This is a genomic window from Mesorhizobium sp. LjNodule214 (genome assembly GCF_964252735.1).
GTDB lineage: Bacteria > Pseudomonadota > Alphaproteobacteria > Rhizobiales > Rhizobiaceae > Mesorhizobium.
In genome coordinates this window covers 1,400,815-1,424,670 of the sequence record NZ_CAXUPE020000001.1, presented here as the reverse complement: position 1 = coordinate 1,424,670, position 23,856 = coordinate 1,400,815, and the positions used below count along the sequence as shown (strand labels likewise).

Sequence of the window (23,856 nt, the reverse complement as noted above, 5' to 3'; positions counted from 1 at the left end):
TTCATACTTTTCCTGGAATTGCTCTAGGTCGCTGATCCTGCGAGGGATCAGAACCCGGCTTCGGCGCTCGCAATGCTCAGCCGCGCGCCGGACTCGGCAAGGGCGGCGGCTATGTCGCGCGGCGGTGGGTGGTCGGTGGCGAGTTCGGAAAAGCCGTCGAAACCGCAGACCTGGACCAGCCCCTGGCGGCCGAACTTCGAGTGGTCGGTGATGACCAGCGAACGCTGGCCGCGCGACAGCACCATGCGGGCGAATTCCGCTTCATCCAGATCATAGTCCATCACACCCGCGACAGCATCGACCGCGCCGATGGAGATCACCGCGTGGCTGACGGAGAAGCGGCTGACGAATTCAACGGCCGAGGCGCCGAAGGCCGCGCCGGAATCGCTGCGCAGTTCGCCGCCGGCCATATAGACCTTGTTGCCGTTGACGGTGGCCAGCGTGCGGGCGATGTCGGACGAATTGGTGACGACCGTCAGCCGCCGGTGGCCGAGCAGCTCGCGGGCGAGGAACGACGTCGTCGTGCCGGTGTCGAGCATGATCGATTCGCCGTCGCGGATGGTGGCGGCGACCATGCGGGCAATGAGGCGCTTTGCGTCGGCGTTATCACGCATGCGCCGCTCGAACGGCGCCTCGCCGACCAATGACGGCAGACCGATGGCGCCGTGCATCTTGAGGACGGAACCGTCGCCGGTGAGCGGCTTGACGTCGCGGCGCACGGTTTCCAGCGAAACCCCCAAGCGATCGGCCAGACTGGCGATTGTGACGGTGCCTTCCTCCTGCAGGAGGCGCAGGATCTCGCCATGCCGTTTCGAGTGGACCATGAGGTTTTCCCGGGGACTTGCGCCGTTGACCGATTCTAAGGCAATTCAAACGTTTTTAAAGGAATTGCTTATGTTTTCGGGCAAAACACCCAAAAAAAGTCACAGCTTTTTGTTGACAGCCAGGCAGCACTGGCGTGAGATCAAGACGTGACAGGCTCGGAACTGCCACTGGAGGTTGATGGCAGAGCCGCACGCAAACGCACAGGCCAGAGCGTCTGGAACGTGCCTGCGCAAGGAATTTTCAGATCCGCGGGGGCGGATGCCGGGGGTTCGAATACCTGGCCAAGGGGCTCGTCGGTGCGGTGCGGGATAATGACCCGGCGTCCCGCACCGACGAGGTTTTTGCGTATCTTCCCGCGGTCGTTGCGCTGTCCGCGGCGCTATGTCGAACCTCAGCCAAACCAGGGATAATCCCGTGATTGCCGAAGACCGCATCCGCGCCCTGCCCTGCTGGACCGGCAGCATCGAGATTGCGCCGCTGCCGGGCGGCCTCAGCAACGCCAACTATGTGGTCAAGGACGCGGCCGGACGGCATGTTGTGCGCTTCGGCCAGGACTATCCTTTCCATCACGTCTTTCGCGAGCGCGAGGTGATGACATCGCGGGCGGCCCATGCCGCCGGCTTCGCGCCGGCGGTCCGCTATGCCGAGCCGGGCATCATGGTGACGGAATATCTCGGCGCCAGGACCTATACGGCCGAAGACGTGCGCGCCAATATCGGCCGCGTCGCGGCGCTGATGCGGGGGTTCCACCGCGAGATGCCCAACCACATCTCCGGCCCCGGCTTCATGTTCTGGGTGTTCCATGTCATCCGCGACTATGCGCGCACGCTTGAGGAAGGCGGCAGCCGCAAGCGGGGCGACCTGCCCTATCTCCTGACGCTGGCGGACGAACTCGAGCGGGCACAGAAGCTCTTGCCGATCGTCTTCGGTCACAACGATCTTTTGCCGGCCAACATTCTAGACGACGGCAACAGGCTGTGGCTGATCGACTTCGAATATGCCGGCTTCAACACGGCGATGTTCGACCTTGCAGGTGCCGCCTCGAATGCCGGCCTGAGCGACGAGGAATCTTTCGCTCTGCTCACCGCCTATTTCATGAAGGAGCCGGACGAGGCGATCCGCCGCTCGCATGCGGCCATGCAATGCGCCTCGCTGCTGCGCGAGGCGATGTGGAGCATGGTCTCCGAACTTTACCTCGACGCGCCGGGCATCGATTACGTTGCCTACACCGAGGAAAACCTGGTGCGGCTGGAAGCGGCGCTGGAAAACTACCGGACAAAATACGGGATGCTGACATGACCTTGCCCAGCCATGCCGGGATCGTCGTCATCGGCGGCGGCATCATCGGCTGCTCGACGGCCTACCATCTGGCGCGCGACCACAAGGCCGATGTCGTGCTGCTGGAACAGGGCAAGCTGACCTCGGGCTCGACCTGGCATGCGGCGGGACTGGTCGGGCAGTTGCGCTCGTCGGCTTCGATCACGCGCGTACTCAAATATTCGGTCGAACTCTACAAGGGGCTGGAGCCCGAAACAGGTCTCGCAACCGGCTGGAAGATGACCGGGTGCCTCAGGCTGGCCACCAATGCCGACCGCTGGACCGAATACAAGCGGTTGGCGACGACGGCGAAAAGCTTCGGCATGGACATGCAATTGCTGTCGCCGGCCGAGGTCAAGGCGATGTGGCCGCTGCTCGAAACCGGTGATCTCGTCGGGGCTTCCTGGCTGCCGACGGACGGCCAGGCAAGCCCGTCCGACATCACGCAGTCGCTGGCCAAGGGCGCACGGATGCATGGTGCGAAACTGTTCGAGGATGTCCGCGTCACCGGCTTCGAGATGACGGATGGCCGCATCACCGCGGTGAAGACCAGCAAGGGCGATATCGGCTGCGACAAGGTGGTGAACTGCGCCGGGCAATGGGCAAGGCAGGTGGGTGCCATGGCCGGCATCAACGTGCCGCTGCAGCCAGTCAAGCACCAGTACATCATTACCGAGAAGATCGAGGGCCTGGCGACCGACGCGCCGACCATCCGCGACCCCGACCGCCGCACCTATTTCAAGGAAGAGGTCGGCGGGCTGGTGATGGGCGGCTATGAACCGAACCCGCAGGCTTGGACGACAGGGGACGTTCCGAACGACTGGGAATTCCGCCTGTTCGACGACGACTACGATCATTTCGAGCAGCATATGAGCCAGGCGATTGCACGGGTTCCGGCGCTCGAGACCGTCGGCGTCAAGCAGATGATCAATGGGCCGGAAAGTTTCACGCCTGATGGCAATTTCATCCTCGGCGTGGCTCCGGAATGCACCAACATGTTCGTCGGCGCCGGCTTCAACGCATTCGGCATCGCCTCCGGTGGCGGCGCCGGCTGGGTACTGGCGCAATGGGTGGTCGATGGCGAAGCGCCGCTCGATCTGTGGGTGGTCGACATCAGGCGCTTTTCCGGCCTGCATCGCGATCGGCAATGGGTCTGCGACCGCACGCTGGAAGCCTATGGCAAGCACTACACGATCGGCTTTCCGCATGAGGAATACCTCTCGGGACGACCGCGCATCGTCTCGCCGCTCTATGAGCGGTTGAAAACACATCGCGCGGTGTTCGGCTCGAAACTCGGCTGGGAACGGCCGAATTGGTTCGCGCCCGAGGGCACCGCGCCCAAAGACATCTATTCGATGGGCCGGCAGAACTGGTTCTCGGCGGTTGGTGAGGAGCACAGGCATGTGCGCGAGAAGGTCGGCATTTTCGACCAGTCGTCTTTCGCCAAATACGAGATGACCGGCGCGGATGCGCAGAAGGCGCTCGACTGGATCTGCGCCAACGACGTCGCCAAGCCGGTCGGCCGGCTGACCTACACGCAGCTTCTCAACACGCGCGGCGGCATAGAGGCCGATTTGACCGTGGCGCGGCTTGGCGAAGAAAAATTCTACATCGTCACCGGCACCGGTTTCCGCACGCATGATTTCGCGTGGATCGGCGACCATGTCGGCAAGGATCTCGACGTCACCTTCAGCGACGTCACCGAGGATTTCGGCACATTGTCACTGATGGGGCCGCGCGCCCGCGACGTCCTTTCAGCAGTGACCGACGCGGATGTTTCGAACGCCGCCTTCCCGTTCGGCCATGTGCGCGAGTTCGCCATTGCCGGCCATACAATTCGGGCGCTGCGCGTCACCTATGTCGGTGAGCTCGGCTGGGAATTGCATGTGCCGATCGCGGCAACCGGCGAGATCTTCGACGCGCTGATGGCGGCGGGCAAGACATACGACATCCGCCCCGTCGGCTACCGCGCGCTGGAATCGCTCAGGCTGGAGAAGGGCTATCGCGCCTGGGGCTCAGACATCACGCCCAACGACACGCCGCAGGAGGCCGGCCTTGGCTGGGCGGTGAAGCTCCGCAAGAACACCGACTTCGTCGGCCGGCGGGCACTTGAGAAGGTGAATGGCGAAGCGCCGAAGAAAAAGTTTGCCGGCTTTACGGTCGACGATCCGGAGATCGTGCTGGTCGGCCGCGAGACGATCCTGCGCAATGGCGAGCCGGTCGGCTACCTCACCAGTGGCGGCTATGGCTACACGGTGGGCAGGAATGTCGGCTTCGGCTATGTGCGAAATGCCGACGGCATAAGCGACGACTTCCTCACCTCCGGCGATTACGAGCTGGTGGTGGCGATGGAGCGCACGCCGGCAAAAATCCATACCGAGCCGCTCTATGATCCGGCAGGAGAAAAGGTCCGGGCTTAGGCCTTCTCCAGCTTCGATCAGTTGACGCGCAAGACGAGACCGCGACTGGGCACCGTGTCGGCTTCGCCCGGCATCGAGACATACGGCGCCGTCTCCTCGTCGCGCGTGACGACGCCTTGCACTTCCAGCTCGGCGATACGGGCGGCAAAGCCGGCCTCCCACAGCGTGTTCTTGACCGTCAGCACGATCACGCCGCCCGGCCGGCAGATGCGGATCAGCTCGTCCAGTCCTTCGGCGCCGACATGACCCGAAGTGAAGACGCCGGCCGAGACGATCCCGGCATAGGCATTGTCTGCGAAAGGCAGCGGCCCGCCGAGCGCCAGGCAGTGAAGCGCCGAATAGATACCCTTGGCGGCCGCCTTGGCCAGCATGCCCTCGGAAATGTCGAGCGCCTCGACTTCTGGATAGCCGGTGATGGCAAGCCATTCGCCGCTGAGCCCGGTACCGGCGCCGGCATCGAGAAGCGGTGCTGCCCCGCGCGGCAGATGACGGGCCAGCAGAGCGAGACAGATCGTCGGATGGCGGTAACCGGCCGTTGACATGTCGGCATCGTAGGTCTCGGACCAGCTGTCGTAGAGCGCCGCCACCTCCTCGGGCCGCTTCGCCGCATAGGCCGCGCCGAGCGCAGTGTTCTGCTTGCTGTGTGCCATTGCCGCTCGCCCGACTCTTTGCCTGTCACGGGATGATAGCCAAATGGCGAAAACTGTGGAACCGTCGCCGTGATAATAAAGGCGTGAAGGGGGATCGAGGCGATGGCGGATGAGATAGCGCGCGCGGCACTGGCAACCATTCCAGTACTGGCCGGCTATGACGGACCGCTGGAACGGCTCGGCGGCCTCACCAATCTTGTCTACAGGGCCGGTGATTTCTGCCTGCGCATCCCCGGCAAAGGCACCGAGGAGTACATCAACCGCTCCAACGAAGCCGTGGCGGCGCGCGAGGCGGCGAAGGCCGGCGTCAGCCCCGAGGTGCTGCATGTCGACGCCGGCACGGGCATGATGGTAAGCCGGTTCGTCGCCGGCGCCGAGACGATGTCGCCGGAAAAGTTCAAACTGCGCCCGGGCAGCCCGGCGCGCGCGGGCGAGGTCTTCCGCAAGCTGCACACTTCCGGTGCGGTGTTTCCCTTCCGCTTCGAGCTGTTTGCAATGATCGACGACTATCTGAAGATGCTGTCGACCAAGGACGTAGCCTTGCCAACTGGCTACCACGATGTCGTGCGCGAGGCCGAAACGGTACGTGCCGCGCTTGCCGCCCATCCGCTGCCGCTTGCCGCCTGCCACTGCGATCCGCTGTGCGAGAACTTCCTCGATACGGGCGGGCGGATGTGGATCGTCGACTGGGAATATTCGGGGATGAACGACCCGCTCTGGGACCTCGGCGATCTCAGCGTCGAAGGCAAGTTCGATACCGCGCAGGATGAAGAACTGATGCGCGCCTATTTCGGCCGCGAACCTAAACCGGCCGAGCGCGGCCGCATCGTCATCTACAAGGCGATGTGCGATCTGTTGTGGACGCTGTGGGGGCTGATCCAGCTTGCCAACAACAATCCGGTCGACGATTTCCGCGCCTATGCCGACGGCCGCTTCGCCCGCTGCAAGGTGCTGATGGAGACGCCGGAGTTTTCACGGCACCTGGCGGCGGTGCGCCAGGGTTAAGCCCGGCTCGGTTCAGTTCACGCCCTTCGGCACGTTCTCCGGCGGCACCACGGTGTCGACCACCTTCTGGCGGTGGAAGATGAACAGGCCGGCGAGCACGACGATGGCCGAGCCGATCAGGATGCGTGGGCCGGGCACGTCGCCGAAGAAGACCAGCCCAAAGACCACCGCCCACAGGAGCAGCGTGTAATGCAGCGGCGCCAGCGTCGAGGCCGGTGCCAGTTTCAGCGCCCTGGTGATCATCAGGTGAGCAGCGCAGGAGACGATGCCGAGCAGCAGCATAGCGCCGAAATCGAGCGCCGACGGCGTCTGCCACGCGCCGATGCTCAGCACGCCGCCGACGACCAGCGTGCCGATGGTCTGCCAGGTGACCAGAGTGGTGTCGCTGGTGCCGCGCAGCCGCCGGTTGAGGATGATGGCGAAAGCGAAGGAGATGCTGCCGACGAGCGCGAATATGGAGGACAGCGAGAACGCCGCCGAAGACGGCTTCAGCATGATCAGAACGCCGCAGAAGCCGACCAGGATCGCCGCCCACCGGCGCCAGCCGACCTTTTCGCCGAGCAGGAAGTGCGACAGCGCCGCGACATAGATCGGCCCCGCCATGTAGAAACTCATCACGTCGGCGAGTGGCAGATAGACCACGGCGGCGTAAAACAGCGCTGTGTCGAGCGTCGTCATCACCACGCGCAGGACCTGCAGTTCCAGCCGCTCCACGCGGAACAGCTTGCCGGCGCGCTGGTTTGCGATCATCGGGCCGAGCACGAAAAAGGCGCCGACCGAGCGGATCAGCACGACCTGGCCGACGGAGAAGCTGGCGACCAGCCACTTGCCCATCGCGTCGTTGAGCGCAAACAGGAAATCGCCGGCCAGCATCAGCAAAATGCCGGCCAAAAGCACGTTCCTGATCGTAAGATTGCGGGCAAGGGAGGGAGCCATGCCGGCTCCGTAGACGCAAGCAGCCGATTTGACGAGCGGAATTCGAGGGAGCCGATAAGACCAGCGGCGGAAATCGGCTGGTTCTATGCCTTCGGCGCGCTTTCGGCAGGCCGCGTCGGCACGGTCGCTATTTAGGGCTGCGGCCGAACGATGATCGGGCGATAGAGGATCGGCCTGTCCCAAGGATCGAAAGCCGAAGCGCTTCTGAGTTCCGCGCGCCGATCGAGATCGATGCGCTGCAGGCATTCGGCGAAGGCGTCGTTCTTCTTGGTGAAGCCGTAGGACCGGCATTTCGCCTCATCGGCGGCGCGGCGGTCCTCCGCCGACATGCAGCCCGCGCAAGCCGCCGCCAGCGCAACCGCCATCACAGTCTTTTGCCACATGGTGATCCTCCTCGAACCAAAGTGGAGGTTTATTGTAGACTTAATTATGGCCAGACGAAGCGGAGAGCCTTGATGCAGAGAGGCTGGCCTGTTGGGCCTGAAAGGCTCGGCTCGCCTATGACAGGGAGCCGGCTGCCTTGTGCCGACGGTTCACCTGCGCCGGCCGGCCGGCGATCGACAGCCGTGTCTCCTGCTTCGTCCGCTCGGCAACCACCTTGCCCCTGGCGATGACGCAGAGACGTTCAGGGCGCAAGCGAATGGCCTCGACCGGGTTGCCGGCGTCGAGGACGACGAGGCTGGCGCGCCTGCCGACGGCAAGGCCGAGATGGTCGAGGCTCATGATGGCGGCGTTGACGTTGGTGACCATGTCGAAGCAGCGCGCCATGTCGGCCGGGCTCGACATCTGAGCGACGTGCAAGCCCATGAAGGCGACATCGAGCATGTCGGCCGTGCCCAGCGAATACCAAGGGTCGAGCACGCAATCCTGGCCCCAACCGACGCGGATGCCCATGGCGAGCATTTCCTTGACGCGGGTCAGGCCGCGGCGCTTGGGGAACGTATCGTGGCGGCCCTGCAGCATGATGTTGATCAGCGGGTTGGGGATGGCCGACACGCCGGCCTCGGCGATCAGCGGCAACAGCTTCGAGACGTAGTAGTTGTCCATCGAGTGCATGGAGGTGAGGTGCGAGCCGGCCACCTTGCCCTGCAGTCCCAGTCGCTGCGTCTCATAGGCAAGCTGCTCGATATGACGGGACAATGGGTCGTCGGTCTCGTCGCAATGCAGGTCGACCATCAGGCCGCGCCTGGCGGCGATTTCGCAGAGCTCCGTCACCGAACGCGCGCCGTCGGCCATGGTGCGCTCGAAATGCGGAATACCGCCGACGATATCGACGCCCATGTCGAGCGCGCGGATGGTGTTCTCAAGCGCCGTCGGCGAACGGTAGAGCCCATCCTGCGGGAAGGCGACCAGCTGCAGGTCGATATAGGGCGCCACCGTCTTCCTGACGTCGAGCAGGGCTTCGACCGCGAGCAGGCGGTCGTCGCAGACATCGACATGGGTGCGGATGGCGAGAAGGCCCATCGATACGGCCCAGTCGCAATAGGCAAGCGCGCGCTCGCGCACCGCCTCGTGCGTCAAAAGCGGCTTCAGCTCGCCCCACAGGGAAATGCCCTCCAGCAGGGTGCCTGACGCATTGATGCGCGGGATGCCGTAGGAGAGCGTGGCATCCATGTGGAAATGCGGATCAACGAAAGGCGGCGATACCAGATTGCCATACGCATCGATCACCGTGCCCGCGGCAGCGTTCAGTTCGGGCTCGATCGCTGCGATCGTCTCGCCGATGATGCCGATGTCGGCAATCCTGCCGTCAGGCAGCGTGCCGCCGCGCACGATGAGGTCGAAATCCATCTTTCGTCATCCTCTTTCCAGAATCATCGTGCCATCGTGGCGCAAAAGTCACCTTGCCGCAGCCATTTCCTTCCGCGGCGGCGAAAGGTTCCCTCCGGCGGCAACTCGCTCTATAAGCCGCCTTTCGCCTCCGTGGCGAATTCGAAATTCGCGTCAGCCAGGCATGGGATCAGCCGTTTGTTTCGCTTCTTCCGCTCGACGGAGAACCAGCGCCTCATCGTAAGGCTGGTCAAGGAATCCTTCCGAGAACATAAGTTCGGATATGGCGCGGCCATATTGTCGATGCTGGTGGTGGCCGCCATGACAGGCGCCAGCGCCTGGATCCTGCGCGAGATCACGAACGAATTCGTCATCTACAAGCGACTGGACCGCGTGAACCTGATTGCGGCCGCGGTCGCCGCAATCTTCATCTTCAAGGGCGTCGCCAATTTCGTCCAGGCCTATTTCATGAGCCGCGTCGGCAACGCCATCATCGCCGACCGGCAGCGCAAGATCTATGACCGGATCCTCGCGCAAGGCATCGAATTCTACCATTCGACCTCGTCGTCAGACCTGATCACCCGCATGACCAACAATGCACAGGCCGCACGCAGCGTCCTTGACCTCGTTGTGACGTCCTATGTGCGGGATCTGGTGACGCTGATCGTGCTGGTGGCGGTGATGGTCTGGCAGCAGCCGGCACTGTCTCTGATCTGCTTCGTCATCGGGCCGGTCGCCATATTCGGCGTCAACCGCATCCTGAAGCGCGTCCGCAAGATTGCCGCGATGGAGTTCCGCTCGCTCGGCCAGATCGTGCATGTAATGCAGGAAACGGCAATTGGCGTGCGTGTCGTCAAATCCTTCAATCTCGAAGGCGCGATGCGCAAGCGCATGTACAAGGCGGTATCGGACGTCGAGAACCGCGCCAACAACATCGCAACGCTGGAGGCCGCCACCAGCCCGGTGATGGAAACGCTTGCCGGGCTGGCGATATCCGGCGCCGTCTTTGTCAGCGGCTTCCTGGTCCTGCAGGGTGGCCAGATGCCGGGCAACATCATGGCCTTCATCGGGGCGCTGCTGCTTGCCTATGAACCGGCGAAACGGCTGGCGCGCGTGCGCATATCGCTGGAAACCGGCATCGTCGGCGTGCGCATGATGTTTCAGCTGGCCGATCGGCCGCTGACCTTGGCCGAAAAGCCAGACGCCAAGCCGCTCAAGGCCGGGCCGGGCGAGATCAGATTCGACGATGTGAGTTTTGCCTACCCTGAGGGGCAGCCGGTGCTGGAGCGCTTCGACCTCACCTTGGCGCCCGGCAGGATGACGGCGCTGGTCGGGCCTTCGGGCAGCGGCAAGTCGACCATACTGAACCTGATCATGCGCATGTACGACCCGCAAAGCGGCAAGGTTCTGTTCGACGGCCAGGACATCTCCTACGCAACGCTGGCTTCGGTCAGGGAAAAGATCGCCTATGTCAGCCAGGACACGTTCCTGTTTGTCGGCACCATCATGCACAACATCCGGCTTGGGCGTCAGGACGCCACCGACGAGGAGGTGATCGCCGCGGCCAAGGCGGCCAATGCCCACGACTTCATCAGCGCCACGCCGAAAGGCTACGAGACGGATGTGGGCGAGAACGGCGCCCTGCTTTCAGGCGGCCAGCGCCAGCGCATCTCGATCGCCCGCGCCATGCTGCGCAACGCCGAAATCCTGCTGCTGGACGAGGCGACCAGCGCGCTCGACGCCGAATCCGAGGCCCTGTTCCGCGACGCGCTGCAGCAGCTGACGGTGGGGCGCACGACCATCGTCATCGCCCACCGCCTGTCGACCGTGCACCAGGCCGACACGATCGTGGTCCTGGAAGCCGGCAAGGTGGTGGAGAGCGGCTCGCACAAGATCTTGCTCAAGCAGGGCGGGCTCTATCAGAAGCTTTATGAATATCAGCTGATGCCGTGAGGCGGTGAGTTGGGGCGGGCAATTTTGCAGCGTCTGTGCTGCCCCTCATCCGCCTGCCGGCACCTTCTCCCCGTATAGTGACGGGGAGAAGGAAGAGGCTGCGCCCTTGCCGCCTCGTTTTGCAGCGCCGAAATTTGCGAAATCGCCGATGACGGCACCTTTCTCCCCGTCACTATACGGGGAGAAATGTCCGGCAGGACAATGAGGGGCGGCGCCGACCGCCCCGGATCGAAAACTACTCCGGCACGAACCTCACCGCGCCCTTGGCCGCGCTGGTTGCCATCGAGGCATAGGCGCGCAGAGCGGTCGTTACCTTGCGCTTGCGCATTTCCTCGGGCTTCCAGGCGCCAGCGCCCCTGGCCTCCATCGCCGCGCGCCGCGCGGCCAGTTCGGCTTCGCCGACCGCCAGATGGATCTTGCGGTTGGGGATGTCGATCTCGATCGTGTCACCTTCCTGCACCAGGCCAATCAGCCCGCCTTCCGCAGCTTCCGGCGAGACGTGGCCGATCGACAGGCCCGACGTGCCGCCGGAGAAGCGGCCGTCGGTGATCAGCGCGCAGGCTTTGCCGAGGCCTTTCGACTTCAGATAGCTGGTCGGGTAGAGCATTTCCTGCATGCCGGGTCCGCCGCGCGGCCCTTCATAGCGGATGACGACGACATCGCCGGCCTTGATCTCGTTGGACAGGATCGCCTTGACCGAGGCGTCCTGGCTTTCGAACACCCGGGCCGGGCCGGTGAATTTCAGGATCGACTCGTCGACGCCGGCCGTCTTCACGATGCAGCCGTCCAGCGCCAGATTGCCCTTCAGCACGGCAAGGCCGCCATCTTTCGAGAAGGGAGTGTCCGCCGAGCGGATGACGCCCTTCTCGCGGTCGAGATCGAGCTCGTCCCAGCGGCGATCCTGGCTGAAGGCGACCTGCGTCGGCACGCCGCCGGGTGCGGCCAGGAAGAAATCGCGCACGTTCTGGCTCGAAGTGCGGGAAATATCCCAATGGTCGAGCGCCTCACCGAGGCTCGCCGTATGCACCGTCGGCAGGTCGCGGTTGATCAGCCCGGCCTGGTCGAGCTGGCCGAGGATGGCCATGATGCCGCCGGCACGGTGAACGTCTTCCATGTGGACGTCGGATTTCGCCGGAGCCACCTTGCACAGCACCGGAACACGCCGCGACAGGCGGTCGATGTCCTCCATGGTGAAGTCGACTTCGCCCTCATGCGCCGCGGCGAGGATGTGCAAGACCGTGTTGGTCGAGCCACCCATGGCGATGTCGAGCGTCATGGCGTTCTCGAAGGCGCCCTTGGAGGCGATGCTGCGCGGCAGCGCCGTCTCGTCGTCCTGCTCGTAGTAACGCTGGGCGAGATCGACGACGAGATGGCCGGCCTCGACGAACAGCCGCTTGCGGTCGGCATGGGTGGCCAGCGTCGAGCCGTTGCCCGGCAGCGAGAGGCCCAAAGCCTCGGTCAGGCAGTTCATCGAATTGGCGGTGAACATCCCGGAGCAGGAACCGCAGGTCGGGCAGGCCGAGCGCTCGATGATCTTGACGTCTTCGTCCGAGATCTTGTCGTCGGCGGCAGCGACCATGGCGTCGACCAGGTCGAGCGCTTGCGTCTTGCCGGCCAGCACCACCTTGCCGGCCTCCATCGGCCCACCGGAGACGAAGACGGTCGGGATGTTGAGGCGTAAGCTGGCCATCAGCATGCCGGGCGTGATCTTGTCGCAATTGGAGATGCAGACCATGGCGTCGGCGCAGTGCGCGTTGACCATGTATTCCACCGAGTCGGCGATCAGCTCACGCGAAGGCAGCGAATAGAGCATGCCGTCATGGCCCATGGCGATGCCGTCGTCGACGGCGATGGTGTTGAATTCCTTGGCGACGCCGCCGGCCTTCTCGATCTCGCGCGCGACCAGCTGGCCGAGGTCCTTCAAGTGGACATGGCCCGGCACGAACTGCGTGAAGGAGTTGACCACGGCGATGATCGGCTTGCCAAAGTCCGAGTCCTTCATGCCTGTGGCGCGCCACAGGCCGCGAGCGCCGGCCATGTTGCGGCCGTGGGTGGTGGTGCGGGAACGATAGGCGGGCATGCATTTTCCTTGCTGTCTGCGTCGCGCTCGACTGGTGGCGCGGCGGAGCTGAATTCGGGCCGCAGGCGTTATAGACGCCATGGTGTGGTCTGGCCACAATTTTGCGCTGCGCCAGAAATTCGCCCGATCCGGTTGACGAAGGTGTTTCCGCCATATATAGCCGATTGGGTATATACCTTGCTGGCTATGGACATCTGATGGACCATCTGGACGCCACCTTCGCCGCGCTTGCCGACCCGACGCGGCGCGCGATCCTTGCCCGCCTCATCCAGGGTGAGGCTTCTGTGATGGAACTGGCCGAGCCGTTTGCGATGAGCCAGCCTTCGATCTCCAAGCATCTCAAGGTGCTGGAAGCCGCCGGGCTGATTTCGCGTGGCCGCGACGCGCAGCGCCGGCCCTGCCGGCTGGAAGCCAGGCCGCTTGCCGAAGCCAATGACTGGCTGGAACGCTACCGCAAGATCTGGGAGGGCAATTTTCAGCGCCTCGACGCCTTGCTGGGCGCAATGAAGGCCGAAAAGAACCCCGGCGACGCGAACCAATAGAAGGAAGCCGCGCGTATCCGCTCGAACGCTCGTTGAGAGAATAAAGAACCCGTGTCGGATCGCCAACTGGCCGAACGTCCTTGGGCAAACTGGGAAGCACAGGAGGATCATCGTGAGCACCACAATTTTGCCCGGCTCGACCGTCGCGACACTGACCGTGACGACGCCCAGCGACCGCGAAGTCCAGATCACCCGCGTCTTCGATGCGCCCCGTCCCATGGTCTTCGACTGCTGGACCATACCGGAACTTCTGAAAGGCTGGCTGCACGGCCCGGACGGCTGGCGGCTGACGGTCTGCGAAATCGACCTGCGGGTGGGCGGCGCCACACGCTATGTCTGGCAGCACCGCGACGGCCGCAGCATGGGCATGAGCGGCGCCTATCGCGAGATCGTGCGCCCGGCCCGGATCGTCGCCACCGAACTGTTCGATGAGGACTGGACTGGCGGCGAGACGGTCGGAACGGTGATCTTCGCCGAGCAGACCGGAAAGACCCTGCTGACGCAGACGGTGCTTTACGCCTCGCAAGCGGCGCGGGACGGCGCACTCGGCACCGGCATGACCACCGGCATGGACGCAAGCTATGCCCAGCTCGACGCCTATCTTGCTTCCCTCCAGGACGCCGCCAAGGGCGCCGCCTGACCCTTCCCCCAAAGAGAATGCCAAGGAGAGAGACCATGCAAAAGATCACCACCTTCCTGTGGTTCGACGGTCAGGCCGAAGAGGCCATGAACCACTACATCTCCATCTTCAAGAACTCGAAGGTACTGAGCGTGACGCGCTGGCCCAAGGGCCACGCTCTTGAAGGCAGCGTGCTGGTGGCCTCGTTCGAGCTCGACGGCGTCCCGTTCCTGGCGCTCAACGGCGGACCGCAATACAAGTTCACCGAAGCGATCTCGCTGTCCATCGACTGCAAGACGCAGGAAGAGGTGGACCATTTCTGGACCAGGCTCACAGAGGGCGGCGGTGAGCCCGGCCCATGCGGCTGGCTGAAGGACAAGTTCGGCGTCTCCTGGCAGGTGGTGCCGGAGCAATTGCCCAGGCTGCTGCAGGACCCTGATCAGGCAAAGGCCGGCCGGGCGATGAATGCGATGATGCAAATGGGCAAGATCGACATCGCCAAGATCGAAGAGGCAGCCAGAGGCTGAGCGAAGGCATCGCTTCGGGCAAATGATCTTTGTCCCATTCATGCCGGAACGATCAATTGCCAATGTCGGCGCTGCCCCTCATCACCCTGCCGGGCACTTCTCCCCGTATAGTGACGGGGAGAAATGGCTGGCCGCAACGCTGGCGTTCCCCTCTCCCCGTTCTTCACGGGGAGAGGGGAAGGGTGAGGGGCAGCGCCGCGCTAGATGATCTGACTCAAGCCGCCTTGTCGCGGACCTGATAGTCCTTCACCGCGGCAAAGCGGATCGCCTTCCAGCGCTCGGCTTCGTAGTTAAGCGAGAAGGCGTGCTGGGCGAGGAACACCGGATCATTGTCGAGATCACGGGCGATGTCGCCGCGATGCGCTTCGATGAAGCGCTGGACTTCGGCCTTGTCGTCGGCCGAGATCCAGCGGCAGACGGAGAAGCGCGACATCTCGAAATCGACCGGCAGCGTGTATTCGAAATTCAGCCGTTCCTTCAGCACGTCGAGCTGCAGCGCGCCGACGACGCCGACGATGGCCGGCGAGCCGTCCTCCGGCGAAAACAGCTGCACGACGCCCTCCTCGGCCATCTGGTGCAGCGCTCCCTTGAGCTTCTTGGCCTTCATCGCATCGCCAAGGCGGACGCGGCGCAGGATTTCCGGGGCGAAGTTCGGGACGCCCCGGAACAGGATCTCCTCGCCCTCGGTCAGCGTGTCGCCGATGCGCAGCGTGCCATGGTTGGGAATGCCGACGACGTCGCCGGCAAAGGCTTCGTCAGCGGTGACGCGCGTGCGGGCGAAGAAGAATTGCGGTGCCGACAGGCTCATCGGCTTGCCGGTGCGCACCAGCCTGGCCTTCATGCCGCGCTCGAGCTTGCCGGAGCAGACGCGGACGAAAGCGATGCGGTCGCGGTGGTTGGGGTCCATGTTGGCCTGGATCTTGAAGACGAAGGAGGTCATCTTGTCCTCGGTCGCCTCGACCTTGCGGCTGTCGGCCTCCTGCGCGCGCGGCGGCGGGCCAAAGGCGCCGAGCGCCTCGATCAGGTCGCGGACGCCATAATTGCGCAGTGCCGAGCCGAAATAGACCGGCGTCAGATGGCCCTCGCGAAAAGCATCGATGTCGAGCGGGCGGCAGGCTTCACGCGCCAGCTCCAGTTCCTCGATGAAGGCCTCGCGCTCGTTTTCCGGTAACAGACCGGCGACGCGGTTGGAATCGGGACCGTTGACCGGCGTGCGTTCCTTCTCGGCGTCGCCCTTGCGCACGGCATTCAGCGCCAGGTGATAGGTGCCGGCAAAGGTCTTGCCGCGGCCGATCGGCCAGGTGATCGGGGCGGTGTCCAGCGCCAGCTTCTGCTCGATCTCATCGAGTATCTCGAACGGGTCGCGGCTTTCGCGGTCCATCTTGTTGACGAAGGTGATGATCGGGATGTCGCGCAGCCGGCAGACCTCGAACAGTTTCAGCGTGCGCGGCTCGATGCCTTTGGCGGCGTCGATGACCATGACCGCCGAATCCACCGCCGATAAGGTGCGGTAAGTGTCATCGGCGAAATCCTCGTGGCCGGGCGTGTCGAGCAGGTTGAAGACATTGTCCTCATATTCGAAGGTCATCACCGAGGTGACGACCGAAATGCCGCGTTCGCGCTCGATCTTCATCCAGTCGGACCGTGTCTGGATGCGGTCCTTCTTGGCCTTGACCTCGCCGGCAAGCTGGATGGCGCCGCCGAACAGCAGCAGCTTTTCGGTTAGCGTGGTCTTGCCAGCGTCAGGGTGCGCGATGATCGCGAAAGTGCGGCGGCGCGATACCGCCTGATCGATGTCTTCAGCCAATTTATGGAATCCTGTCTGTGGCGCGGGCTTCTAGCAGCGCTTTCCCGGCCTGTCGACGGTTTTGGGCGGACAGGCCTTGACCGCACTTGAGCTTGGACCACCGCAATGGCATCAGGGAGCCCATTCGGAGAGAGTTCAGTATGAGCAGTGCGAAGGAAGTCATCGTCATCGGCGCCGGCATCATCGGCGCCTCCATCGCCTGGCATCTGGCCAAGGCAGGTGCACGCGTGACGGTGATCGCTGAGAGCGGCGCCGGCGGTGTCGCCACGCCGAATTCCTTTGCCTGGATCAATGCCAGCTGGGGCAATCCCGAGATCTATTACCGGCTGCGCACCCGTGCCATGAAGGAATGGACGCGGCTGGCGAAGGACCTGCCCGGCCTGCCGCTGGCCTGGTGCGGCAGCCTGTGCTGGGACATGCCGGTGGACAGGCTGGAAGCGCATGCCGCCGAGCATTCGTCCTGGGGCTATGGCGTCGAGCGTATCGGCCGCGAACAAGCGGCGCGCATTGAGCCCAATCTCGTCGAACCTCCCGATTTCGCTTTGCATGTAGCCGAAGAAGGCGTGGCCGAGCCGGTTGCGGCCGCGAAGGCCTTGCTGGCCGATGCCGAACGGCGCGGGGCGAACATGATCGTCGGAGCCGTCACCGCCCTGGTGCACAGCAACGGCAAGGTCACCGGCGTGGAGATTTCGGGGCAGCGGATTGCCGCCGACGAGGTGGTGATCGCTGCCGGCGCCGGCGCTCCGGCCATCGCCGAGACGGCCGGGATAAAGCTGCCGATCGAGACGCCGGCCGGCCTGATCGTCCACTCTCGCCCGTATAAAAAACTACTCAACGGCCTGGTGATGGGCGAGCCGCTGCATATGCGCCAGACGCTGGAGGGCCGCATCATCGTCGGTTCCGATTTCGGCGGCGGCGATCCGGGTCTGGACCCCGAAGCGACCGCACGCGACCTGTTCGCGACGGCGAAGAGCATGCTGCGCGGCGCCGACGGGCTGGAGCTGGATTTCCACACGATCGGTTACCGGCCGACACCTGTCGACGGCTTTCCAATCATCGGCCGCGCCGAGGGCGTCAGCGGCCTCTATGTCGCGGTCATGCATTCCGGCATCACGCTGGCGCCCGCCGTCGGCCTGTTTGCTGCCCAGGAGATCCTCGACGGCGAGCGCAATGCGCTGCTTACTCCGTATGGGCTTGGCCGTTTCGCTCAATAGCCAGGCGGGCGGCGGAAGCCGCCGGTGAGCGGCTCGATCGCCCTGGCGATGCCGAGCAGCCGTGCTTCCGACCAGCGCCTGCCGACCAGTTGCAGGCCGATGGGCAGGCCATTGCTGTCCTGGCCGCCGGGCAACGATAGCGCCGGATGGCCGGAATAGTTGAAGACCGCGCCATAGGCCGGCAACATCCAATAGATTTGCTGCTTGCCATCGATCTCGATCGACGTTCCCGGTTCGCAATGCGGAAACGCCGTGCACATCGCGACCGGGCACAGCAGCGCGTCGCAGGTTTCGAAGAACCGGTCCCAGGCGAGGATCGAGCGGTCGCGGCGGGCGAGCGCCTCGAACCAGCGCGAGAGCGGTGTCGGCTGCTCCGGTGCTTCCGGCTGCGCGGCCTCCAGCATCATGCCGATCAGTTCGCCGCCCTGTTCCAGATCGTCGTGCAGGTCGAGCTTCGGCAGTTTTGCTTCTTCCACCGCGGCGCCCTCGCCCTCCATCTGGCGAGCAAGGCGCTCGACGGCAGCGCTGATCTCGCCGGCCACCGGAAAGCCGGAAAAGGACGGCGCGATGGCAATGCGCAGCGCCTTGAGGTCCAGCTCGGGCATGGCCTCGACCGGTACCGGCGCGAGGTCGGTGTCGGCTCCGTCCGGCCCGGCGATGATCCGGTAGATCAAAGCCAGGTCCTCGACAGTCCGCGCCAGCGGGCCGAGACAAGACATCAGCCGCACGCTGCGCGCAGCGCCGCCGGGATCGGGAAAGGCGCCGGCCAGCGAGATCCGGTGCTCGGTCGGCTTCAGGCCATAGACGCCGCAGAAGCTGGCAGGCAGGCGGATCGAATCCTGCATGTCGGTGCCGACCTCGAACGGCGTCATGCCCGTTGCGACCGCGGCAGCCGCGCCGCCGCTGGAGCCACCGGCGGTACGATCGAGGTTCCATGGATTGCCGGTGCGGCCGAACAGCGGATTGTCCGACTGCCAATCACCCAGCATCGTCGCGACATTGGTCTTGGCCATCAGCACGCCACCGGCTGCCTTCAGCCGTGCGACCACGGGGCTATCCGCCTTCGCTACATAGTCGGCAAAGGGTGGAAAGCCGACCGTTGTTCTCATGCCTGCCGTTTGGTGCATGTCCTTTAACGTGAAGGGCACGCCGTGCAGCGGGCCAAGGATTTCGCCGCGCGCCAATGCCGCGTCGACCTGCCTGGCGCGTTCGCGGGCTCCTTCCCGGTCGAGAATGATGACTGCGTTGACCGCTCCGTTGTGCCTATCGATCTGCGCCAGATGTGCGTCCAGCGCCGCGACTGTGGAAATCTTGCGGTCACGGATGGCGGCGGCCAGTTCGATGGTCGAGGAAAAGACGAGGTCCATGACGAATGCTCCGGCTTTGGCCGCGCTTGCCTCACCAAATGGAGGATTGCGGCGCAGCTTCAAGCCAAGTTCAGCATTCGAGCATCGATGACGCTTGATCGGGATTGCGCCAATTTGCAATTAGACGACGAGTGCCAGCTTTGCGACGGCCGGCGCGAAAGGACGAATGGCCATGCCATCACTGCCGATGGTGACAAGGCTCGATGGCGGGATTGCCTGCCAGTCACCGCCATCGCGGTCGAAGGGCTCCGACACAATGCACCGCCCTGCGCCATGGCGAAAAACGGAGGTGTAGAGCGTCGGCGCATGGGCGTCGGTCGCATAGCGCACGGCGTAAAGCGCCTGCCCGTCCGAGAAGGCGGCGGTGAGTTTCAAAGCCGGCTCAAGACCTGCGCGGCGGGAGGCTTCGATGACGCGGCTGGTGGCGCGCGAGACTGCCCCCTGCGGATCGGCCAAAAGACCCTCGTCGATCATCAGCAGGAAAAAGAGTTCGGAATCGGTGGTGCCTTCGCGCTGGTCGAAGACGGCGTCGGAGAGCGAATTCTCGAGCGCGCGGCGGATCTTTTCGAAGCCGCCGATCTGGCCGTTGTGCATGAACGACCAGTTGCCGGAGATGAACGGGTGGCAGTTCATACGGCTGGTGGCGCCGCCGGTCGAGGCGCGCACATGGGCGAGGAACAGGCCGGATTTGATCTGCCGGCACAGGCTCTTCAGATTGGGATCGGACCAGGCCGGCAGGATGTCGCGATAGAGGCCAGGCTCGGGCCTGTCGCCATACCAGGCGAGACCAAAACCGTCGCCATTGGTCGGCGACTTGGCCTCCTGGGCGCAGTGGCTCTGGGCGATCAGCGAGTGGCAGGGCGCCGTGACGATATCTTCGAGGAAGACCGCTTCACCAAGATAGGCCGCCCACCGGCACATCGCTTCTACCGTCCGTTATGCGCGATCCATCAGAGCCGCCGGCTCCTTGGTCGCGTGCGAGCCTCTGTTGTGCGTCCGCTCGTAGAGCTCGCGGACGATTCGGCTTGCCGTAGTCTCGAACAGAAACGGCAAGAAAGCGTGAACGAGCGCGGCACCGGCAGCCATCGACAGGCGCGAGCAGAACCAACCGGCAAAGGCCATATGGCTGAAATAGGTCTCGCCCACCTTGGCCGGGTGCGAGGTGAAGAGCTTCGAAAGCTGCGTCATGGTGATCCCTCCTGCCGGGATAAGCCCCGATGCTGGGTATCCTGCCACAGGCCGAAGGTTCATTGGTCTCAATTTGTCCTTGTCATGGCCTACAATTTGGGACATTCATCCCAATATGGCGCAGGAAATCGATGAAATAGACCGAAGATTGCTGGCCGAGCTGCAACGCGACGGCACGCTGTCGGTCGACCAGCTTTCCGAAAGAGTATCGCTGTCGCGCAATGCCTGCTGGCGGCGGGTCAAGCGGCTGGAGGAGGATGGCGTCATCACCGGGCGGGTGGCGCTGGTCGACGCCGACAGGGTTGGATTGGGGCTATCGGTGTTCATCCTGATCCGTACCTCCAATCACGATCCCGACTGGCTGCACAAGTTCCGTGCGGCTGTGACCGGCTTTCCCGAGATCACCGGCGTCTATCGCATGTCCGGCGATCTCGACTATGTGCTGCGCGCCCGCGTCGCCGACGTCAAAGCCTATGACCGGCTCTACCAGCGGCTGATCGCCAAGGTGCCGCTGTCCGACGTCTCGGCCTCTTTCGTCATGGAGGAGATCAAGGAAACGACGGTCGTGCCGGTGGAACTGCGCTGAAACGGAACCGTCGCAAAAGAAAGCCGTTGATAGCTTGGCCGCCGAGTTGACTGGATCGGCGCTCTTGCCGATAGGATCGGCCTCATGCGCGCAGCTCTTTATCCCACTTCCGTCATCGGCCCTGCCGTCGGTTTCGTTCGCTTGCCACATGGCGAGGGTCTGCCGTTGCCAGCCTATGAAAGCTCGGGAGCCGCCGGCATGGACCTGCGCGCCGCAGTGCCGGACGACCGGCCGCTGCTGATCCTGCCTGGAAAACGCGCGCTGGTGCCGACCGGGTTGATCCTGGAAATCCCGGAAGGCATGGAAGGCCAGGTCCGGCCGCGCTCCGGCCTTGCTTTCAGGCATGGGCTGACCTGCCTCAACACGCCCGGCACCATCGACAGCGACTATCGCGGCGAGGTGAAGGTGCTGCTGATCAACCTCGGCGACGAGGACTTTGCCGTGACGCGCGGCATGCGCATCGCCCAGATCGTCTTTGCGGCGGTAACACAAGCAGTGGTCGAGGAGCGCACCTTGGCCGGCGGCACGGCGCGCGGCTCGGGCGGATTTGGGTCGACCGGCACCGCCTGATGAGCATACCGAAACTGGTTATCTTTGATTGCGACGGTATTCTGGTCGACACCGAGAATCTCGCCAATCAACGCCTCGCTGAATGGCTGAGCGCCGCCGGCTTTACAACCACGCTCGAATACTGCCGCAAGCATTTCTCCGGCCGCAGCATGGTCTCGGTGCAGAAGGAGATCGAGGCGACCGGCATCAGCCTGGGCGCCGATTTCGTCGACCGCTGGAACGCCGGCTTGCCGGATCTGTTCGCGCATGGCGTCGAGGCGATCCCATACGTTCGGGAGTTCATCGAGAAAGTCCGTGCGGCCGGCATCCCGTACTGCGTCGCATCGTCGGCGCGGGTGTCGAAGATGCATATCACGCTTGGCCAAACGGGGCTGCTGCCGCTGTTCGAGCACGCCATGTTCTCTTCGACCATGGTTGGGCGCGGCAAACCGTTTCCGGATCTGTTCCTCCATGCCGCGAAGACGATGGGCTGCGCGCCCGCCGACTGCATCGTCATCGAGGACAGCGTCGCCGGGACCGAAGCCGGCATCGCCGCCGGCATGCGGGTGTTTTCCTATCACGCCGATCCGTATTCCGACCCCGACGGCCTGGCGGAGGCCGGCGGCATCCTGTTCGACGACATGCGCGAGCTGGCCGGCCTGGTGCCGATCCACTGAGCTTTCAGCCGGTACACCCGGCTGTATGCCTCGTTTGTCCGTGCTAGCTTGATGCCCGCCAGCCCCGGGGCCACGCATGAACCTTTTGCTTCGCTTTGTCCTTTTCTGCCTGTTGCTGCCTTGCCTTGGGGCGACCGCGGGTGCGCAAGGCGTCGGCTTTCCCGATCTGGGTACTGCCCTGCCCGGTCACCAGGACGTCACCTATCTCGACCTTGCCAGAATGGTCATTCCGGACCTGAAGATGGGCACCGACGGCTTTTATGGTGGCACCTTGCCGATCGAGATGCGCCACATCGAGGGTCCGGATAGCGGTGGCTCGCCGCCGCCGACATCGAGCCTCCCCAATGCTGCCGTGCTCGGCATCAAGGCCGGCGGCAAGAACCGGCTGACCATGCTGTTCGACCTCGGCGACTCTCCCGACAGCGCCGAAGGTTATGCCGTGCTGGCGCTCTACGACATCACCGGCAAGCCGAAACTGCTCGACGCCGTCAATGTCGCCGTCGACAGGAGCACCTATTTTCGCGATCCCGGAGAACTGTCGATCGGTCCCGGCGATGACGTCCTCATCACCATGAGCACGCATTTCAATTCGAACCAGGGCTACGTGGCCACGCCGCTGATCATGGTGCGCAACGACCGGTTCGAACTGATCGACATGATCCACACGTTCGATGAAAATGTCTGCGCCTACAGGCGCACGCAGAACCTGGCCTTCCAGACAAGTGGCGGCGATCAGCCCTACGCGACGATCAAGGTGACTGTCACCGACGCCACCGTGCCGAGCGGCGAGAGCTGCGATGAGCCGCCACCCAAGGCCTCGTCGGACGATATTTCCGTCACCTATCATTGGGACAAGGCGGCGCCACGCTATGCGAAGGACTCCGACGCATTCGAGCGTTTGTCAGCAGATAACGCCAAACGCTTCTGAGCCAAACGCATTCGTTTGCCCGGCGGAAACCGGCACGATAGACTCCGCCCCACAATTCCGTATCTGAAGGAAGTCTCCATGGACAAGGGCAAGATCTTTCGCGACCTGCATGCCTCGACCTTCGTCATGCCCAATCCCTGGGATGTCGGCACGACGAAGCTCCTCGCCTCGTTCGGCTTCAACGCGCTGGCCACGACCAGCGCCGGCTTTGCCTTCTCGCGCGGCCTGCCCGACGGCGCGGTGACGTTCGACGCCATGATCCACCATTGCCGCGAGGTGACGGCGGCGACCAGCCTGCCGGTTTCAGCCGATCTCGAGCGCGGCAAGGGCGACAGCGCCGAGCGTGCCGCCGAAACCATCTTCGCGGCCGAGGCGGCCGGCCTTGCCGGCTGCTCGATCGAGGACCACACCGGCGATCCCGACAAGCCGATCTACGATTTTTCGCACGCGGTCGAGCGCGTCGCAGCAGCGGTCGAGGCGGCGCGCGCGCTGAAGCGCGATTTCGTCTTCACGGCGCGGGCCGAGAATTTCCTGTGGGGCAGGAACGACATCGACGACACGATCAAGCGGTTGCAGGCTTTCGAGAAGGCCGGAGCCGACGTGCTCTACGCACCCGGGCTCGGCGATATCGAGACCGTGCGCACCGTGTGCTCGGCGGTGAGCAAGCCGGTCAATGTCATGGCGCGCCCGGGCTTCACCGTCGCCGACCTTGCCCAGGCAGGCGTCAAGCGCATCTCGCTCGGACCGTGGCTGACCAATTTCGCCTTCGGCATGCTGGAGACGGCGGCGCGCGAGATCCAGCAGGACGGCACGTTCGGCTTCACCCGCTCCGCCATGCCGTTCGGCAAGCTGCAGGCGCTGTTTGGCAAGTCCGGCGAATGAGCCTTACGGTCGTC

At 64.0% G+C, this 23,856-nt stretch carries 23 protein-coding genes; 13 read left to right on the top strand and 10 right to left on the bottom strand.

The window, feature by feature from the left end; genetic code table 11:
* Positions 1 to 47: 47 nt before the first annotated feature.
* Positions 48 to 824, bottom strand: a complete 777-nt coding sequence (locus ACSQ3Z_RS06880; protein WP_436170581.1) for a DeoR/GlpR family DNA-binding transcription regulator — start codon at positions 822 to 824, stop codon at positions 48 to 50.
* A 415-nt stretch (positions 825 to 1,239) separates the two neighbouring features.
* On the opposite strand from ACSQ3Z_RS06880, the gene ACSQ3Z_RS06875 reads away from it, so the two are divergent.
* Together ACSQ3Z_RS06875 and ACSQ3Z_RS06870 are read left to right on the top strand one after the other, a co-directional pair.
* A complete protein-coding gene (locus tag ACSQ3Z_RS06875; RefSeq protein ID WP_436170580.1) occupies positions 1,240 to 2,124 on the top strand; it encodes a phosphotransferase in 885 nt (294 codons plus the stop codon).
* Entirely contained in the window at positions 2,121 to 4,562 is a 2,442-nt protein-coding gene (locus ACSQ3Z_RS06870) for a GcvT family protein (protein ID WP_436170579.1), read from the top strand. The genes ACSQ3Z_RS06875 and ACSQ3Z_RS06870 overlap by 4 nt, the downstream gene beginning before the upstream one ends.
* A 17-nt stretch (positions 4,563 to 4,579) precedes the next feature.
* On the opposite strand, the gene ACSQ3Z_RS06865 is transcribed toward ACSQ3Z_RS06870, so the two are convergent.
* The gene (locus tag ACSQ3Z_RS06865; RefSeq protein ID WP_436170578.1) at positions 4,580 to 5,212 is read right to left on the bottom strand and encodes a class I SAM-dependent DNA methyltransferase; all 633 of its coding nucleotides are present in this window, start codon (positions 5,210 to 5,212) and stop codon (positions 4,580 to 4,582) included.
* 102 nt (positions 5,213 to 5,314) lie between these two features.
* Here ACSQ3Z_RS06865 and ACSQ3Z_RS06860 point away from each other — a divergent pair, with 102 nt between their 5' ends.
* A complete protein-coding gene (locus ACSQ3Z_RS06860) occupies positions 5,315 to 6,217 on the top strand; it encodes a phosphotransferase (protein WP_436170577.1) in 903 nt (300 codons plus the stop codon).
* 12 nt (positions 6,218 to 6,229) lie between these two features.
* On the opposite strand, the gene ACSQ3Z_RS06855 is transcribed toward ACSQ3Z_RS06860, so the two are convergent.
* The 3 genes from ACSQ3Z_RS06855 to ACSQ3Z_RS06845 form a co-directional block, all read right to left on the bottom strand.
* On the bottom strand, positions 6,230 to 7,153 hold the full coding sequence (locus ACSQ3Z_RS06855; protein WP_436170576.1) for a DMT family transporter: 924 nt from the start codon (positions 7,151 to 7,153) through the stop codon (positions 6,230 to 6,232).
* Positions 7,154 to 7,284: 131 nt separating this feature from the next.
* On the bottom strand, positions 7,285 to 7,536 hold the full coding sequence (locus tag ACSQ3Z_RS06850) for a hypothetical protein (RefSeq protein ID WP_436170575.1): 252 nt from the start codon (positions 7,534 to 7,536) through the stop codon (positions 7,285 to 7,287).
* A 115-nt stretch (positions 7,537 to 7,651) separates the two neighbouring features.
* Positions 7,652 to 8,944, bottom strand: a complete 1,293-nt coding sequence (locus tag ACSQ3Z_RS06845) for an amidohydrolase family protein (RefSeq protein ID WP_436170574.1) — start codon at positions 8,942 to 8,944, stop codon at positions 7,652 to 7,654.
* Positions 8,945 to 9,121: 177 nt separating this feature from the next.
* Here ACSQ3Z_RS06845 and ACSQ3Z_RS06840 point away from each other — a divergent pair, with 177 nt between their 5' ends.
* A complete protein-coding gene (locus ACSQ3Z_RS06840) occupies positions 9,122 to 10,876 on the top strand; it encodes an ABC transporter ATP-binding protein (RefSeq protein WP_436170573.1) in 1,755 nt (584 codons plus the stop codon).
* 235 nt (positions 10,877 to 11,111) lie between these two features.
* Here ACSQ3Z_RS06840 and ilvD read toward each other — a convergent pair whose 3' ends face one another.
* Positions 11,112 to 12,956, bottom strand: coding sequence for a dihydroxy-acid dehydratase (ilvD, locus tag ACSQ3Z_RS06835; protein WP_436170572.1), 1,845 nt, complete (start codon positions 12,954 to 12,956; stop codon positions 11,112 to 11,114).
* A gap of 197 nt (positions 12,957 to 13,153) precedes the next feature.
* On the opposite strand from ilvD, the gene ACSQ3Z_RS06830 reads away from it, so the two are divergent.
* From ACSQ3Z_RS06830 to ACSQ3Z_RS06820, 3 genes are all read left to right on the top strand, one after another.
* Positions 13,154 to 13,498, top strand: coding sequence for an ArsR/SmtB family transcription factor (locus ACSQ3Z_RS06830; protein ID WP_436170571.1), 345 nt, complete (start codon positions 13,154 to 13,156; stop codon positions 13,496 to 13,498).
* Between the two features lie 112 nt (positions 13,499 to 13,610).
* Entirely contained in the window at positions 13,611 to 14,138 is a 528-nt protein-coding gene (locus ACSQ3Z_RS06825) for an SRPBCC family protein (RefSeq protein ID WP_436170570.1), read from the top strand.
* A gap of 35 nt (positions 14,139 to 14,173) precedes the next feature.
* A complete protein-coding gene (locus tag ACSQ3Z_RS06820; protein ID WP_436170569.1) occupies positions 14,174 to 14,644 on the top strand; it encodes a VOC family protein in 471 nt (156 codons plus the stop codon).
* A 214-nt stretch (positions 14,645 to 14,858) separates the two neighbouring features.
* On the opposite strand, the gene ACSQ3Z_RS06815 is transcribed toward ACSQ3Z_RS06820, so the two are convergent.
* Positions 14,859 to 16,451 (bottom strand): peptide chain release factor 3, encoded by a 1,593-nt coding sequence (locus ACSQ3Z_RS06815; protein ID WP_436170568.1) that lies wholly within the window; start codon positions 16,449 to 16,451, stop codon positions 14,859 to 14,861.
* Positions 16,452 to 16,591: 140 nt separating this feature from the next.
* Between ACSQ3Z_RS06815 and ACSQ3Z_RS06810 the strand changes: the two genes are divergently transcribed.
* Entirely contained in the window at positions 16,592 to 17,665 is a 1,074-nt protein-coding gene (locus tag ACSQ3Z_RS06810; RefSeq protein WP_436170567.1) for an NAD(P)/FAD-dependent oxidoreductase, read from the top strand.
* Here the strand turns inward: ACSQ3Z_RS06810 and ACSQ3Z_RS06805 are convergent.
* From ACSQ3Z_RS06805 to ACSQ3Z_RS06795, 3 genes are all read right to left on the bottom strand, one after another.
* On the bottom strand, positions 17,659 to 19,032 hold the full coding sequence (locus ACSQ3Z_RS06805; RefSeq protein ID WP_436170566.1) for an amidase: 1,374 nt from the start codon (positions 19,030 to 19,032) through the stop codon (positions 17,659 to 17,661). The genes ACSQ3Z_RS06810 and ACSQ3Z_RS06805 overlap by 7 nt on opposite strands.
* Positions 19,033 to 19,152: 120 nt before the next feature.
* A complete protein-coding gene (locus tag ACSQ3Z_RS06800) occupies positions 19,153 to 19,953 on the bottom strand; it encodes a class II glutamine amidotransferase (RefSeq protein WP_436170565.1) in 801 nt (266 codons plus the stop codon).
* Between the two features lie 15 nt (positions 19,954 to 19,968).
* Positions 19,969 to 20,220: a DUF6356 family protein gene (locus ACSQ3Z_RS06795; RefSeq protein ID WP_436170564.1), complete on the bottom strand. Its 252-nt coding sequence runs from the start codon at positions 20,218 to 20,220 to the stop codon at positions 19,969 to 19,971.
* A gap of 115 nt (positions 20,221 to 20,335) precedes the next feature.
* On the opposite strand from ACSQ3Z_RS06795, the gene ACSQ3Z_RS06790 reads away from it, so the two are divergent.
* The 5 genes from ACSQ3Z_RS06790 (at position 20,336) to ACSQ3Z_RS06770 (ending at position 23,842) form a co-directional block, all read left to right on the top strand.
* On the top strand, positions 20,336 to 20,806 hold the full coding sequence (locus ACSQ3Z_RS06790; protein ID WP_436170563.1) for an Lrp/AsnC family transcriptional regulator: 471 nt from the start codon (positions 20,336 to 20,338) through the stop codon (positions 20,804 to 20,806).
* Between the two features lie 84 nt (positions 20,807 to 20,890).
* On the top strand, positions 20,891 to 21,376 hold the full coding sequence (gene dut / locus ACSQ3Z_RS06785) for a dUTP diphosphatase (RefSeq protein WP_436170562.1): 486 nt from the start codon (positions 20,891 to 20,893) through the stop codon (positions 21,374 to 21,376).
* Positions 21,376 to 22,032, top strand: a complete 657-nt coding sequence (locus ACSQ3Z_RS06780) for an HAD family hydrolase (RefSeq protein WP_436170561.1) — start codon at positions 21,376 to 21,378, stop codon at positions 22,030 to 22,032. Before dut ends, ACSQ3Z_RS06780 begins: the two co-directional genes overlap by 1 nt.
* A gap of 76 nt (positions 22,033 to 22,108) precedes the next feature.
* On the top strand, positions 22,109 to 22,960 hold the full coding sequence (locus ACSQ3Z_RS06775; protein WP_436170560.1) for a hypothetical protein: 852 nt from the start codon (positions 22,109 to 22,111) through the stop codon (positions 22,958 to 22,960).
* A 78-nt stretch (positions 22,961 to 23,038) separates the two neighbouring features.
* On the top strand, positions 23,039 to 23,842 hold the full coding sequence (locus tag ACSQ3Z_RS06770) for an isocitrate lyase/PEP mutase family protein (RefSeq protein WP_436170559.1): 804 nt from the start codon (positions 23,039 to 23,041) through the stop codon (positions 23,840 to 23,842).
* The last annotated feature ends 14 nt before the right edge of the window (positions 23,843 to 23,856 follow it).